This is a genomic window from Amycolatopsis keratiniphila subsp. keratiniphila (assembly GCF_001620365.2).
Taxonomy (GTDB): domain Bacteria; phylum Actinomycetota; class Actinomycetes; order Mycobacteriales; family Pseudonocardiaceae; genus Amycolatopsis; species Amycolatopsis keratiniphila.
Map to the genome: position 1 here is coordinate 75,746 of NZ_LQMT02000036.1, position 15,234 is coordinate 90,979.

10 protein-coding genes and 2 tRNA genes are annotated in these 15,234 nt (G+C 69.6%); 4 read left to right on the top strand and 8 right to left on the bottom strand.

The genetic code is table 11. The annotated features are described in order from the left end of the window. Positions 1 to 585 carry a TetR/AcrR family transcriptional regulator gene (locus AVR91_RS33340; RefSeq protein WP_063276681.1) on the top strand — a complete coding sequence of 195 codons (585 nt, stop codon included), beginning with the start codon at positions 1 to 3 and terminating at the stop codon, positions 583 to 585. Between the two features lie 220 nt (positions 586 to 805). Here AVR91_RS33340 and AVR91_RS33345 read toward each other — a convergent pair. From AVR91_RS33345 to AVR91_RS33375, 7 genes are all read right to left on the bottom strand, one after another. Continuing rightward, a tRNA-Val gene (locus AVR91_RS33345) sits at positions 806 to 877 on the bottom strand. Between the two features lie 36 nt (positions 878 to 913). After that, positions 914 to 988, bottom strand: a tRNA-Val gene (locus tag AVR91_RS33350). Between the two features lie 79 nt (positions 989 to 1,067). Beyond that, on the bottom strand, positions 1,068 to 2,912 hold the full coding sequence (locus AVR91_RS33355) for a serine/threonine-protein kinase (protein WP_063276682.1): 1,845 nt from the start codon (positions 2,910 to 2,912) through the stop codon (positions 1,068 to 1,070). Between the two features lie 9 nt (positions 2,913 to 2,921). Beyond that, positions 2,922 to 4,805: a serine/threonine-protein kinase gene (locus AVR91_RS33360; RefSeq protein WP_063276683.1), complete on the bottom strand. Its 1,884-nt coding sequence runs from the start codon at positions 4,803 to 4,805 to the stop codon at positions 2,922 to 2,924. A gap of 49 nt (positions 4,806 to 4,854) precedes the next feature. Continuing rightward, positions 4,855 to 7,065 carry a heavy metal translocating P-type ATPase gene (locus AVR91_RS33365; protein ID WP_063276684.1) on the bottom strand — a complete coding sequence of 737 codons (2,211 nt, stop codon included), beginning with the start codon at positions 7,063 to 7,065 and terminating at the stop codon, positions 4,855 to 4,857. A 301-nt stretch (positions 7,066 to 7,366) separates the two neighbouring features. Further along, the gene (locus tag AVR91_RS33370) at positions 7,367 to 8,488 is read right to left on the bottom strand and encodes a DUF6801 domain-containing protein (RefSeq protein ID WP_063276685.1); all 1,122 of its coding nucleotides are present in this window, start codon (positions 8,486 to 8,488) and stop codon (positions 7,367 to 7,369) included. A gap of 63 nt (positions 8,489 to 8,551) precedes the next feature. After that, positions 8,552 to 9,784 carry a DUF6801 domain-containing protein gene (locus tag AVR91_RS33375; protein WP_063276686.1) on the bottom strand — a complete coding sequence of 411 codons (1,233 nt, stop codon included), beginning with the start codon at positions 9,782 to 9,784 and terminating at the stop codon, positions 8,552 to 8,554. Between the two features lie 487 nt (positions 9,785 to 10,271). Here AVR91_RS33375 and AVR91_RS33380 point away from each other — a divergent pair, with 487 nt between their 5' ends. Together AVR91_RS33380 and AVR91_RS33385 are read left to right on the top strand one after the other, a co-directional pair. Further along, positions 10,272 to 10,844, top strand: coding sequence for a hypothetical protein (locus AVR91_RS33380; protein ID WP_016335161.1), 573 nt, complete (start codon positions 10,272 to 10,274; stop codon positions 10,842 to 10,844). A gap of 116 nt (positions 10,845 to 10,960) precedes the next feature. Then, positions 10,961 to 12,178, top strand: a complete 1,218-nt coding sequence (locus AVR91_RS33385; protein ID WP_063276687.1) for a lipase family protein — start codon at positions 10,961 to 10,963, stop codon at positions 12,176 to 12,178. Between the two features lie 251 nt (positions 12,179 to 12,429). Here AVR91_RS33385 and AVR91_RS33390 read toward each other — a convergent pair whose 3' ends face one another. Further along, positions 12,430 to 13,626 carry a helix-turn-helix domain-containing protein gene (locus tag AVR91_RS33390; protein WP_063276688.1) on the bottom strand — a complete coding sequence of 399 codons (1,197 nt, stop codon included), beginning with the start codon at positions 13,624 to 13,626 and terminating at the stop codon, positions 12,430 to 12,432. A 314-nt stretch (positions 13,627 to 13,940) separates the two neighbouring features. Here AVR91_RS33390 and AVR91_RS33395 point away from each other — a divergent pair, with 314 nt between their 5' ends. Beyond that, positions 13,941 to 15,152 (top strand): PucR family transcriptional regulator, encoded by a 1,212-nt coding sequence (locus AVR91_RS33395; protein WP_143254190.1) that lies wholly within the window; start codon positions 13,941 to 13,943, stop codon positions 15,150 to 15,152. The last annotated feature ends 82 nt before the right edge of the window (positions 15,153 to 15,234 follow it).

Sequence of the window (15,234 nt, forward strand, 5' to 3'; positions counted from 1 at the left end):
ATGGCCCGCACGAAACAGCAGCAACGCGAAGAGACGATGGAGGCGTTGACCGCCACCGCCCGGCGGCTGTTCGCCGAGCACGGGTACGGCAAGGTCGGCCTGGAGACCATCGCGCAGACCGCGGGCGTGAGCAAAGGCGCGCTCTACCATCACTTCAGCAGCAAGGCGGAGCTGTTCCGGCACGTGCTCGGCGTCGTACAGCACGACGTCGGCGAGCAGATCGCGCGAGCCGCGGACGCCGCGCCGGACGCGTGGGCCGGACTGCTCGCCGGCTGCCGCGCGTTCCTCGCCGCCGCGACCGATCCGGAGACGCAGCAGATCATGCTGCTGGACGGCCCGTCCGTCGTCGGCTGGCAGGACTGGCGCGAGCTGGACGCGGAGTCCTCCGCCCGGCACCTCGCCGAAGCCCTGACCGGGCTGATGACCGAAGGCGTCCTGGCGAAGCGGCCCGTCGAACCGTTGGTACGCCTGCTTTCCGGCGCGATGAACGAGGCCGCCGTCTGGCTCGCCCACTCCCCCGACCCGAAGGCCGACCTCGCCGCGACCATGGACACCCTGACGCCGATGATCGAAGCGCTCCGCTAGGCGGCCTCGTGAGTCCTGACCGACTCGGCACCGGCGCCTTGCCCGCTTCGCGAGGTGCCAGACCTGGGGGAAGGGTTGCGAAAGCCACTTTCGCAACGTTGAAGGTTGCGAAAGTGGCTTTCGCAACGTCGACCGCGCGACACCGCCCGCGCGCTCCGGTAAGTCCACTCACGAGACGCGAAAAAGCCCCACCCGGCGTCGGGTGGGGCCTTCAGTGCGGTGGGCGATACTGGGATCGAACCAGTGACCTCTTCGGTGTGAACGAAGCGCTCTCCCCCTGAGCTAATCGCCCGTGGTACGAACTTCGGTCCACCGGAGGAAGCGAACCTGGTGCGCGATACTGGGATTGAACCAGTGACCTCTTCCGTGTCAGGGAAGCGCTCTCCCGCTGAGCTAAACGCGCGTGGTGTTTCGTTCGTACTGCGGATAGCTTAGCGGACCCCGTTTCCGAGGCCTCACAGGGGGTTCCCTTTCCGCGAAGCTCAAGGTCCCGGCAGCCGCGAGGCGATCGAGCCCGCGATCTCCTTCGCCCGGTCGCAAGGGCTTCCGCTCCCCTCGCGCGCCAGGAGACGGACGGCGACGTGTTCGGCCTCGCGGTCCGGCAGCGGACGATGCTGCCAGGTGACGGCGCAGTTCGAACCGCCGAACTCCCGCAGGTCACCGGTGACACCGCTGCCGAGATCGACCGGCGATCCCTCCGGCACGTAGGCGCCTCGCTGCAACTCGACGGTCAGCGTGTCCCCGCCGCCCACCCACTCGCAGATCCGCAGTGTCCGCGGCGCGGGCTGCGCGTTGGGCATCGCCTTGCCGAGCACAGCGGGGTCGCCGACCGTGCACGGGTCGAGCGGCAGGATGCTCGCCGGATCACCCGTACGGTCGACCTCGTGCGTGCGCAGCCGGGTGAGCGCGGCGCTCAGCATGTCGTCGGCGGCCTTGCAGGGATCGCCTTCCCGCCCCGGATGGGAGACGACGACGCCGAGCCGCCGGTCCGCCGGCAGTTGCGCGACCGAATCACAGCCGCCGCTGATCGTGCTGCGCAGCAACGGCAGCCCTTCGGCCGTGCGGTCCGTCCGTTCGACGCTGCTGGTGCTCACCCCTTCGCCGAGCCGGAGTTCGAAGCTGACGCCCTTGAGCCCGGTGTACTTGCAGCGCGCCGGGTAGATCGGGCCCGTTTCCGGTTTCAGGGTGCCGAATTCCTGCACGAACCGGCCGGCGAGCACCTTGCACGGATCCACCAGCCGCAGGCGTTCCGCGGCGAGTGCATCGTTCGCCGACAGCGAGGTGACTCCGGGATTCTCGGGTTTGGCGTGCTCGGCGATGGCGAGGCCGAGCGCGACCATCCCGGCGACGACGAGCAGGACGACCGCGGCGAGCGAGCCGAACAGGATCTTCTTCGTCCGCGGCGCCATCTTCTTGGGCGGCGGCCGCCAGATCGGCAGCGGCAGGGCCAGCACCGAGCGCACTTCGGTGTCCTGCTGCCGGATCCGGGCGTGCACGGCGGGCGGCCAGGGCGCCATACCTGGCGGCACGGGGCCGAGGAAGTCCAGGATCTGTTCCGGGGTCGGCCGTCGTGCCGGGTCCTTGGCCAGACAGGGTTCGGCGACCCGCCGGATCTCGTCCGGGACGGCACTGAAATCCGCCTCGGCGTGCACGACGTTATACAGTGTCTGCGGCGCGGTCGGGCCGGTGAACGGGCCGCGGCCGGTCGCGGCCATGACCAGGATCGCGCCGAGGGAGAACACGTCGCTGGCGCCGGTGATCTGCCCGCTGCCCGCCTGTTCCGGGGACATGAACGCGGGCGAGCCGATGATCGCGCCCGTCCCGGTGAGGTCCTGCGCGTCCTCCGCCACCCGCGCGATGCCGAAGTCGATCACCCTCGGGCCGTCACTCGTCAGGATGATGTTGCTGGGTTTGAGATCCCGGTGGATCAGCCCGGCACGGTGGATCTCGGTCAGCGCCGCGGCGAGCCCGGACGCCAGCAGCCGCACCGACTCGGCGGGCAGCGGTCCGGCCGCGTCCACGGCCTCCTTCAACGACGGTCCCGTGACGAAGACCGAGGCGAGCCACGGGGTTTCCGCTTCCGCGTCGGCGTCCATGACCGCGGCCGTGTACGCGCCGGAGACCAGCCGCGACGTGGCGACCTCGCGCCGGAACCGTTCACGGAAGCGCGGGTCGTGCGCGAACTGGGCGTGCAGCTGTTTGACCGCGACGAGCCTGCCGTCCGGGGCGAGCCCGAGCACGACGCGGCCCATCCCGCCTTCGCCGAGTTCGGCGATGATCCGGTACGGGCCGATCTGCCGGGGTTCGCCGGGGTTCAACGGTTTCACTGACCAGCCCTAGGGTTTCGGAAGTTTCTGCAGCAGCACCCCGGCGAAGGCCTTGGCCTTCTCGCAGGCTTCGTCGGCGGTCATCTTCGTACCACTGGTCCCGACGGTGAGCTCGACGTTCTCGCCGTCTCGGTCGCTGACGGACCGATGCTGCCAGGTCAGCGAACAGGTGGAACGGGCGACGCCGTCGTCCTTCTTCGCCAGGTACACCGTGGCACCGCCGAGATCCAGGGTGGCCGTCCCCGTGTAGTACGAGTCCTTCGACTGGGACGGCGGGTACGCCCGCACCAGGCTCAGCCGGACATTGCCCGCCGCGTCGTACCGGCATTGGTGCAGATGTTCGCGGATCGTTTCGACGACCGGCCCGATCAGCCGGTCCGTGGTCACGGGGCCGACCAGCGCACACGGGTCCAGCGGCGCCAGGGTCCCGGCGGGGAGCTCGCGTTCCTGGCCGCCTGCCCGGATCCGCTTCACCGCGTCGGCGAGCGCGGCCTTCACCACCGAGCACGCCGCGTCCTTTGTGGACATCGAGTTCACGTCGGCGGTGAGTTTGGTGTTCGGCAGGCCGGAGACCGGGACGGCGACCGCGCACGCGTCGTCGGATCCCTTGATCCGCGACGGAAGTCCTTCCAGCTCGCCGCCTGCTTCGCCCTCGACCAGGTCTCCGCCGACCGCGAGTTCCAGCCATTTGCCGTCGGGCGAAGAGTACGTGCACGAGTCGAACTGCATGTCGATCTTGGTGCTGAGCTTGCCGAACCCGGGCACGTCGCGGCCTTTCAGGACCTTGCACAGGTCGACCCGGCGCAGGTTGTCCGGGCCGAGTGGATCCTGGTTGACCGGGGTGGTGATCGGCTCGTCCGGTTGCGGCGGCGAACTCGGTGCGACGGCCACCGGCGGCGGATCGTCCCCGGACAAGGAGACCGCTGCGACGACACCGCCGACGAGCAGCACAACGGCGGCCGCGGCGATTCCGGCGTACAGGCCACGCCGGGATCGCTTCGGCGGTGGCGGGTTCAGCAGCCGCTGGACCTCGGCCTGTTGCGTCGCGATGAGGTGCGACACCACCGGCGGCCACGGGCCTGCCATCGGCGGGATCGGGCCCAGCCGCTCCAGTACCCAGGCCGGGGACGGCCGGTCCGCCGGGTTCTTCGCCAGGCACGGCTCGACGATCTGCCGCAGCTCGGGCGCGAGATGCCGCAGATCGGGGTGGACGTGGACGACGTTGTACAAGGTGTGCGGGGTGGACGTCCCGGTGAAGGGATTCGTTCCGGTCGCGGCCATCACCAGCAGCGCGCCGAACGAGAACATATCGCTCGCCGGGGTCAGCGGCTTGCCCTCGGCCTGTTCCGGCGACATGAACCCGGGCGAACCGATGACGGCGCCGGTATGCGTGAGTTCGGAGTCGCCTTCGACGGCGCGGGCGATACCGAAGTCGATCACCCTGGGACCGTCACCGGTGAGGATGACGTTGCTCGGCTTCAGGTCACGGTGGATCAGCCCGGCCCGGTGGATGTCACCGAGCGCCAACGCGAGCCCCGCGGCGAGATGCCGGACCGCCACCGGAGGCAGCGGACCGCCGGCCGAGACCGCCTCGGACAGTGCCGGCCCCGGCACGAACACCGACGCCAGCCACGGCGTCGGCGCGTTCGGGTCGGCGTCCATGACCGGTGCGGTGTACGCGCCGGACACCAGGCGGGAGGTTTCGACCTCGCGGCGGAATCGCTCGCGGAAGCCGGGGTCCTGCGCGAAACCGGGATGGACCTGCTTGATCGCGACCAGGCGCCCGTCGGAGGAGGTCCCTAGCAGTACCCGGCCCATCCCGCCCTCGCCGAGCGCGGCGAACACCCGGTAGCGCCCCACGCCGGTGGGTTCGCCGGTGTTCAACGGCTTCACGAAGGCCCCCTTGTTCCGAGGGGCGATGGTACAAAACCACCCGGAAGTGTCACGCGGCGCGTCGGAAGTCCTTGAGCCGGAGGCTGTTGGACACGACGAGCACCGAGGACAGCGACATCGCCGCCCCGGCGATCAGCGGGTTCAGCAGGCCCAGCGCGGCCAGCGGGATCGCGGCGACGTTGTACCCGAACGCCCAGGCCAAGTTCCCCCGGATGATCCGCAGCGTGCGATCGGCGAGCCGGATGGCGTCGGGGACCACGCGCAGGTCTTCGCGGACCAGCACCATGTCGGCGGAGCGGACCGCGATGTCGCTGCCCCGCGCCATCGCCATGCCGAGATCCGCGGTGGCCAGCGCCGGACCGTCGTTGATCCCGTCGCCGACCATCGCGACCCGCGCTCCCCCGGCCCGCAGTTCCTCGATGACCGCGGCCTTCTCCGCGGGCAGCACCCCGGCGCGCACGTCGGAGACGCCGATCTCCTCCGCGACCACACGCGCGGCGGCTTCGTTGTCGCCGGTCAGCAGCACGGTCCGCAGGCCGAGCGCGTGCAGGGCCTCGACGGCGGCCGGTGCCGACGGCTTCACGACGTCCCGGACCTCCAGCTGCCCGGCGACCCGGCCGTCCACCGCGACGAGGATCGCCGTCGCGCCGTCCGCCACCGTGAAGTCGCAGGGGATCCCTCGATCGGCGAACAACCGCGCGTTGCCGACGACGACGTCTTGCCCCTCGACCTCACCCTGCGCGCCGAGCCCGGGCAGCGCGGTGAAGCGTTCGACCTGGGGCAGGTCCGGCAGCTCGGCCCGCGCCGCGGTCACCACGGCCGTCGCGATGGCGTGCTCCGAACCGGCCTCCACGGCCCCGGCGAACCGCAGCAGCTCGCCGGTGGTGAACCCGTCGGCGGGACGGCACGCGGTGACGGTCATCTTCCCGGTGGTGACGGTGCCGGTCTTGTCCAGCACGACGGTGTCCACCGTGCGGCTCGCCTCGAGCGCGTCCGGCCCCTTGATGAGGATGCCGAGCTGGGCGCCGCGACCGACCCCGGCCATCAGCGCGGTCGGCGTCGCGAGCCCCAGCGCGCACGGGCAGGCGATGATCAGGACGGCGACGGCCGCCGCGAACCCGTCGCGTGCGGGTGCCCCGCCGAGCAGCCAGACCGCAAGCGTCAGAGCGGCAACGCCGAGCACGGCGGGGACGAACACCGCGCAGATCCGGTCGACCAGACGCTGCACCGCGGCCTTGCGTGCCTGCGCGCGTTCCGCGAGCGCGGTCATCTGGGCCAGCTGGGTATGCGTGCCGACCGCGGTCGCGCGGACGACGAGCCTGCCGTCCCGGTTCACCGAAGCACCGATGACCCGGTCCCCGGTGGTGACCTCCGCGGGCACCGGTTCACCGGTCACCGCACTGACATCCACAGTGGACAGTCCGTTGTGGACGACGCCGTCGGCGGCGATCGACTCCCCCGGCTTGACCACGAACAGGTCACCGACGGCCAGTTCGCCGATCGGGACCATCCGCTCGGCTCCGTCCCGCAGCACCCGGACGTCCTTGGCGGCCAAGGCGTCCAGCGCGGCGAGAAGTCCGGCGGCACTGCGCCGGGACCGGCTCTCGAAGTACCGCCCGGCCAGCAGGAAGGTGGTCACTCCGGCGGCGACGTCGAGATAGATGGCGTCGGCACCGGCCGCCGTCGGGCCGAAGCCGATCCAGTAGCCGGGTTCGGTGCCGCCGGCGAAGGCGGACCACGCCGACCACGCGAACGACGAAAGCACGCCCAGCGAGACCAGGGTGTCCATACTGGACGACCGATGGCGGAGGTTCCGCAGCGTGGCGCGATGGAACGGCAGCGCGGACCAGAAGACGACGGGCACGGCCAGCACGAGGCACAGCAGTTCCCAGCCGGGGAACCGCAGCCGCGGCACCAGGGCGAGCGTGATCGAGAGGTTCCCCAGCGGAATCGCCAGCAGCGCGGCGACGACCAGCCGACGGCGGAGATCCCGGACCCGCGCGAAACCGGTGTCCGGATCCTCGTCGCCGCGGATCTCCGCCGTGTAGCCGGATTTGCGAACCCGCTCGATGAGCACGTCGTCGGCCAGCGTTCCGGGGACCTGCACGGTGGCCCGCTCGGTCGCGTAGTTCACCGACGCGCGCACCCCGTCGAGTTTGTTCAGCGTGCGTTCCACCCGCGCCGAACAAGCGGCGCAGGTCATCCCCGACACGGTCAGCTCCACCGTGCGGACGGCGGCCTCCGGCGCGGAAATCGTCATTTCGTGGCACTCCCAGGTTTCACCGATGGTTCCTCGGTGGTGGAACAGGTGTCCCTGGTGGTGTCGCGACGCAGATTACCGGCGGCGGGAACCGGACCCGCCGCCGGGCCGACTACTGCGGTGGTGGTGGAAACAGATGTCCCTGTCAGGCTTCGGTAAAGGTGGTCGTGAGTGGCGTTCAGGGCCTGCCGCGCGTGAAGGACGCCATCCCCAAGTACATGAAGGCCCCCATCCTTGCGCCTAGCTACAGGAAGGGGGCCTTCACGTACTTCAACCGCGCCAGTTACGACCAGCGCGACCACTAAGCCTGGCGTGGGGTCAGTGCGAGTTCGAAGGTGTTGCCGTCTCCCTGGAAGAGGGTGCTCACGTACGAGGTGAACGCGCCGCAGCCGGTCAGCGGCGCGAGCGAGTAGGTGCCGGCGAGCGCGCCGCCTTTCGCCATGGTGAAACCGTCACCGGTGCGCAGTTCCGCCGTCGAGGGCGCCGACGTCCGGCAGGACGGCCCAGTGCTGACCGGCATGCCGACGAGCGTGACGAGTGGAAGCACGGTGGTGAACCGGGACCGCGCGACGAAACCGGGGCCGTCGAGGTCACCTCCCTGCGGTCCATCGGCGACGAACTCCAGATCGGCCGTGCCCGGCAGGAAGCCGAAGAGCCGGAAGTCGGCGTGCGCCTTGTCGAACACCGGGCCGCCGCTGAACACGGTGGCCGCGGTGGGGCTCAGGTCGAAGGTGCCGGTGAGCGGCGCCGCGGCACCGAGGGCTTTGATGCCGGTCTTCCCGGCGACCGCGTACCGGTGTCCCGCGGGTTTGTCACCGAGTTCGAAGGACAGCAGGACCGGGTCCTGGCCGGGGTCGAGCGTGCAGTCCGAGGTGAACGAGCCGAGCCCGGTGAAGGAACCGTCGGCCTTCTTCGGGGTGAGACGGGTGGTGAAGTCGCCGACGGTCAGCGTCGTCTTGCCCGGTTTCGCCAGCGTGATGGTGGGGACCGAGCCGGTCGCCACCGTGGCGAACGTGCCGGACGGCGGGAGATCGGTCTTCGCGACGTTGAGCGGGATGCGTACGGGAAGCGGATTCGCGTCGCCGTTGACCAGTGTCACGCCCGCCGCCGCGGTGCCTTCGATGGTGGTGGCGCCGACGAGGTTCAGCCCGCGGGCCGCCTTGTCCGGCACGGTCACCGTGATGGTCAGCCCGGAGGTGGTGAGCGTGCCGCCGGGCGCCGTCGGCACCTCGAAGTCGGCCTTGATGTTCACATCGAGCTTCTGCAGCCCGATCAGCGGGAACGGGCAGGTGAACGACAGCTTCTTGTCGACCGGCGTACCGGCCGCCGCGCTGCGGACGGCGACGAACAGCAGGCAGCCGGCGGTGATCAGCACGACGAGGCCCGCCGCGAGCAGCATCCGGACGTTGGCACGAAGGGGCATGGTCGCCTTCCCGAAAACGGCACCGGTCCCCGTCGCGGGAGGCGACGGGGACCGGCTGCTGACTTACTTCTTGGTGAGGTTCAGGTCCAGCGTGTTGCCGTCGCTCTTGGCGAACGCGCTGATCCAGTCGTTCAGCTGACCGCAGTTCTGCAGCGCGGACAGCGAGTAGGTGCCGGTGAGCTTCCCGCCCTTGAGCAGGTCGAAGTCCGGCCCCGTGGTCATCTCGCTGGTGGACGGGCTGACCGTGCCGCACTTCGGGTCGGTGCTGATGGGGATCCCGAAGATCTGCACGCTCGGCAGGAACACGTTGAACTTGATGTGCGCCTTGAACCCGGTGCCGACGAGCTCACCGGACTGCTTGCCGACCTGCTCGACCTTGATCTCCGACCGGCCGTCGATGAACCCGAACAGCTTGAACTGGGTGGACGACGGGTCGAGCTTCAGGTCACCGGTGAACGTCTTCGAGGCGAGGTCCACGTCCGCGTCGAACCCACCGTTGATCGCCGCCGTGCTGCCGAGCGACTTCAGCGCGGTCTGTCCCTTGATGCCGAACGCGTACTTGATTCCGCCGCCACCGGGGGTGGAGGTGGGCGGAGTCGTCGGCGTGGTCGGCGTCGTGGGGGTGGTGGGCGTGGTCGGAGTGGTGGGTGTGGTCGGGGTGGTCGTGCCGCCACCACCCTCACCGATCTTGATCGTGGCCAGGGTGTTGTTCTGGCCGGGATCCTGCGTGCACGGCGCGTCGATCGTGCCGTCCGGCGTGATGCCGGTGACCGAACCGTCGGCCTTGCGCGGGGTGACCTTCAGCTGAATGTCACCCACGGTGATCTTCGCCTCGCCGGGCTGGTTGAAGGTCAGCGAAGGCGTCTTGCCCGCCGCGTTGACCGTCATCTCGCCCGAGGTGGGGATGTTCTGCTTGGCGATGTCGTTCGGGACCTTGACCGGGAGGTTGAGCCCCGGCGCCGCCACGGTCGCCGCCGCGATGGCCTGGCCTTCCAGCGTGGTCGCACCGATCAGGTTGAGCCCGCTGACCGTGTCCGCGTTGATCGTGGAGACGGCCTTGATGTCGAACGTGCCGGTCGGCTGACCGGTCTTGACCGACAGCGGGAGATCGGTGTTGATCACCACCTTGAGCGACTGCGACCCCACGAGCGGCAGGTTGCAGTGATAGTTGAGCGGGAGCGAGATCGGATCGGCGACACTGGACTGTGCCCCGACCACGAGTACCGCGGTGGCAAGCCCCACGGCACCGGCAGCGGCGGCGGCGACCGCCTTCTTGGTTCCTCTACGGTGACTCACGATCGTCCTTCCGTGGTATCAACGATGATACGAAACGGCGTACAATTCCCCAGAGCAATGAATATCGGCCCAGGAGAATTCTCCGGGTAGCGACGATGTCTGACGGATCGCAACCGAACAGTAAACTAACGACGCGTCCGCACCGCTATCAAGTGCTTCCCCGGAAAAGTTGACGCGCCACCGGTAAATTGTCACGCTGGCACGGTGCGCCGGGGGTGTTCCTAGTAGCGACACATGGGTTTCCCCAGTTCAGAGCCGGATCAAGCCACTCGCCGAACCGCTGACGAGGGTGACAATCGCACCCCGGAAAACTATCTCGCGCATGCCAATCCGCCTTTTCCGCCCGTCACCTGCCTTGCCTGCCCGATTCTTTCGTGAGTAACCTCGCGGTTCAGCAAGCCGGTCGCCGCCGACCATCGCGGAATCCCGCTCGTCGCGCCGGGGCAGGCCCTCTTTCGCCGAATTCGACGGGGAAACCATGAAAAGAATGCGCCGCACGGCAGCGCGAATCGCGTTCGCCACCGTCTCCGTGACCGCCGCGTCGGTCCTGCTGACCGCCTGCGGGCCGGACGACCCCGCCGACGCGGGCAGGCACGCCGACCCGGCCGCGCTCGCGTGGGTGGACAAGGTGTGCTCGGGCGTCGCGACGGGCTCGGCGAAGCTGTCCCAGCCGCCCGCGTTCGATCCAGGCAACCCGCAGGCGACGAAGACCGCCATGGTGAGCTTCCTGAACTCGCTGTCCGCCGCGCTCGACGACATGGCGGGCGGGATCCGCAACGCCGGCGTGCCGCCGGTCCCGGATGGACAGTCCGCCGTGGACAAGGCCACCACCACACTCGGCGAGACCAAGTCGAAGGTGTCCGCCACCTTGACCCGGATGCAGGACGCGAAGGTCACCGACCAGGCGAGCCTGCAGAAGGTCGTCGCCGACGCGGACAGCACGATGAGCGGGCTGAGCGAGCCGGAAGGCCCGATCAAGCACCTGCGCACCAACCCGGAACTGGATCTCGCTTTCACCGAGTCCACGACTTGCCGCCAGGTCTACGGCGGCAACGCCTGATCCCCCGACCACGAAGTCCGAACGGTGTCGCGAAAGCCACTTTCGGGACATCGGATGTCCCGAAAGTGGCTTTCGCGACATCTATTCAGTCATCCATCCGCTCTGGAGGCCCGGCCGTGCCGACCCCGTTCCCCCGTCCGTCCCGCCGGGCGCTAGCCGTCGCGCTGGCGATCGTCCTGTCCGCGGGTCTCCTGACCGTGCTGACCGGAAGCCCGGCGAGCTCCGCCGTCCCGGCGGCGTCCGACGACTCCTTCTACACTCCGCCTTCACCGCTCCCAGCGGGCAAACCGGGTGACATCATCCGCTCGCGTGTCTCGAAAGCCGGTCCGCGTAAGGATTCCGTCAACGCGTGGCAGGTGATGTACCTGTCGACGAACGCGCTCGGGCAGCCGGACGCGGTGACCGGGACCGTGCTGGTGCCGAAGAACGTGGACCCGGCGAAGGCGCCGATCGTCTCGTTCGCCGCCGGTACGCACGGTCCCGCGTTCGACTGCACGCCGTCGAAGATGATCGACATCGGCGCGTTCTACGAGCAGTCCGGTCTCGACGACGCGCTCGACGCCGGGTACGCCGTCGCTCTCACCGACTACGAGGGCTACCGCCAGGATCCGAAGACGACGTACGTGGTCGGGCGTTCGGAAGGCCCGGCGGTGATCGACGCCGTCCGCGCCGCGCAGCGTCTGCCGGAGGCGAAACTGTCGGCCGACGCCAAGGTGCTCTTCCGCGGGTACTCGCAGGGCGGCGGGGCGGCGGCCTGGGCCGGGGAACTTCAGCCCGCCTACGCGCCGGAGCTGAACCTCGTCGGCGTCGCCGCCGGCGGTGTGCCCGCCGACCTCGTCCAGGTCACCCTGCAGCTCGACGGGAAGTTCGGTTTCGGGGTCTTCGCCTACGCCCTGATCGGCCTGGACAACGCCTACCCCGAACTGAAACTGGACTCGTTCCTCAGCGACAACGGCCGCGTGAAACTCGCGGAGATGCAGAAGAGCGCGTGCACGTTCGAGCTGCTCACCACCTACGCGAACAACAAGATCGCCGACTACACGACCAGCGCCGGGTACGTTCGTCCGGAATGGGTGAAACGCCTCAACGAGAACAAACTCGGCGGCACTCCCCCCAAGGTCCCGGTGTTCCTCTACCACGCCACCCATGACCAGCTCGTGCAGTTCGCCCAGGCCGACGCGTTGCACAAGGCCTACTGCACCGCCGGGGTGAAGACAACCTGGAAGACCTTCGAGACCGACCACATCACGGCGGTCTACACCGGGAACGCCGACGTGCTCGCCTTCCTCAAGGACCGGGTCGCGGGCGCTCCGGCGACGTCGAACTGCGCCTGACGCCCAGGTCGTGAGTGGCGATTCGGCTTAAAACCCGAATCGCCACTCACGACCCCGTGTCGCTTCGGCGATTGCGCGTGTTCGGCGGGACGGCGCACGTGATCAGACGGACGACACGCGTGACTGGACGGACGACACACGCGCAGCCGGAGCCGGTCCCGTGTCGTCCGTCTGGACACGCGTGTCGTCCGTCTGATCACACGTGTCGCCCATCCAGTCACGCGATCTATCCGTCCTTTGTGGACAAACCGTCACACGTCGGCGGGGCGCAGCCGTTCCGCGCGCAACGCCAGCTCGATCCGCAGCCGCTGATCCGGTTCGTCCAGCCGCTCGCCGAACAGTTCCGAAAGCCGCCGCAGCCGCGCCCGCACCGTCTGGGGGTGCACGGCGAGCTGCCGGGCGATCTCGGGCGCGCTCCCCCGCGTCTGCACCTGGGTGAGCAGGGTCGCGGACAGCTCGTCGTGCTGACGCGGCGCCAGCCCCGACAACGGTTCCAGTGCCTCGCCCGCCAGCCGGTCGAGCAGGAACTCGTCGGCGAGCAACAGCAGCGTGGTGATGTGCTCCTCGCACCACAGCACCGGCCCGACCGTGGTGATCATGCCCCGCTGGGCGAGCTCGGACGCGCGGCGCGCGATCCGGTACGACTCGGCGGCCTGCGCGGTCGGAACGGACACCCCGACCGTCGCAGTCCAGCCGGACGGCAGTTCCCGCAGACCGCTCAGGTCGGCTTCGGGGCACGCCACCAGCGCACCGGGCAGGTCGGAGACGAGATCGACGGGAACCGCCGAGGGCAGCAGCCCGGCCGGGAACGGGGGCGCTCCGGGTGACGCGGTGAAGACGACCGCCGTGATCCGCTCCGGGATCCGCCAGCCGATGGCGACGGCGAGCGCCCCGGCGTCGGCCTGGCTGTACCCGGTGCCGCCGGCCAGTAGCCGGAACAACCGCGCCCGCTGCTCCGCGGGGCCGGTCGCCTCCGCCTGCGCGGCGTTGTAGCCGTCCGCCAGCGCCATCGTCACCTCGACGACGTCGCCGAAGAGGCACTCGGCCGCGCCGTAGAGGACGTCGCCCGGCAGCTGGAGCTGACGGCCGATCGAAGCGATCGAACGCCACAGCACCCGGCTCGAGACCCTGAACGCCGCCTGCGCGGCTTCCCGACTGAGTCCTTGATGGAACGCGATCCGCCCCTGTGCGCGGAAATCGACCAGCAGGTCGTTCTGCAGCAGTTCGGGGACACCGACCCGGTCGATGGCGCGTTCGATACTGCGCCTGGTCAGCTCGACGGCCGCCGCGCGGGCCTCGCCGTCGCTGAACACCTCGGCGCATTCACCGATCTCGGACACCACGCCTTCGACGCAGTGCCGGGCGATCGCCGGGATCCGCGGACGGACGGCGTCGCCGAGTTCCCTCGGCAGGCGCGCCCAGAGGGCGCCGACGGGCTGCCAGGTCACGTGTGCGATCCCCCGTTGAGAAGTAGGCCGACGATTACGGGCACCAATTCCCTTTCGTCCGCGCGCCACCGGCGCACTCGAATGCACGGAGCGTAGAACCGTCGACACATCCGTGTCAAAAGACGTCACACCGAAACGCCCGTCCGTTGTCACCTCGGTGAGCCCCGCGACTTTCCGTTGCAAATTCAACGTCACATTCGGGGTACAGGCCGTCCGCCGATCCAGTACAAACGGCCCCGCACCGTTCCCGTCGATCCGACGCGGTCATGTAAACGGATTCATGTTCTTCTCCCCGGTTCGAAGAAAATCAAAGGGTGGTCTTGGTGGTCGAGTACCGCGGTTTCGGCATGCTGGCGACGTTGCCGCGTTCGCTCGGCGAAGAACTGCGTCCGTATACCGGGCACGCCGCGGCAGCCATGGTCAAGCAGGTGCAGCGATCGGTCACCGCGTATTCGCAGCCGTTGCGCGGTGTCTTCGGCCGCGTCCTGGTCGTCTCGTGCGAGCGGGCGGTGCGGCATTACGTCGACTGCATCGGCGATCCGGATCTCCCCCACGACCGCTGGATCGACTTCTACCGCATGCGCGGGCGGATGGAATTCGCCGAGGGCCGGAGCCTGGAACCGTTGCACGACAGCGTGACCGTCGGCGCGCGGGCGGCATGGCGGGCGATGCGGCCCATCGTGCGCGGGCTCGGCGTCGGTCCCGACGTCATCGCGCTCGCGGCGGAGTCCGTCTTCGTCTACGTCGACGAGCTGTGCGCCACGACGATCGAGGGCTACCAGCAGGCGGAAGCGAGGGCGGCCGGCGCGATCCCGCTCCGGCGGCGACGCCTGCTGGAGCTGATCGCCCAGGCACCGGACGGCTCGGCCTGCAGCATCGCCAGCCTGGCCGACGGCGCGGGCTGGCGGGTTCCGAGCGCCGCCGCGATGGTCGCCCTCCAGCGCGCCGCGGGCGCTCCCGCCTTCCCTGCGCACCTCCTGGACGACACCGTGCTGGCCGACGTCGACACCGCGGAGCCGTATCTGCTCACCGCGGATCCCGACACCGACCTCGCCCCGCTGAAGGACGCGCTGGACGGCTGGCGAGTGGCGGTGTCCCCCGTCGTACCGCTCACCGACGCGCCGGCCGCCCTCCGCACCGCCCGCCGCGCGCTCCTGCTGACCGGCGAGGACGCGCCAGGCCCGATCATCTGGTGCCGGGACCACCTCGCCACGCTGTGGCTGCTCGCCGAAGACTTCCTCGGCGCCGAACTCGCCAAGCAGAGCCTCGACCCGTTCACCTCGCTGAGCGAGAAACAGCAGGAACGGCTCAGCGAAACCCTGCTGGCGTGGCTGGAAACCCGTGGCGGGGCGCCGGAGATCGCACAACGGCTCGGCGTGCACCCGCAGACCGTGCGGAACCGTCTCCGTCAGCTGGAGGACCTGTTCGGCGACCGCCTCAGGGACGCCGACGACCGATTGAACATGCAGCTCGCCCTGCGCGCCCAGCGCCTCATGCGCGCCCACCGGCGCGACGAAGGGACCTGATGCGCCGCACTCGTCGTTCCGGTGGCCGCACGGTGGGGAGCACCCAGCGGAGGCCGCGGCGGGCGCGCTTCGCCCTCGGCTG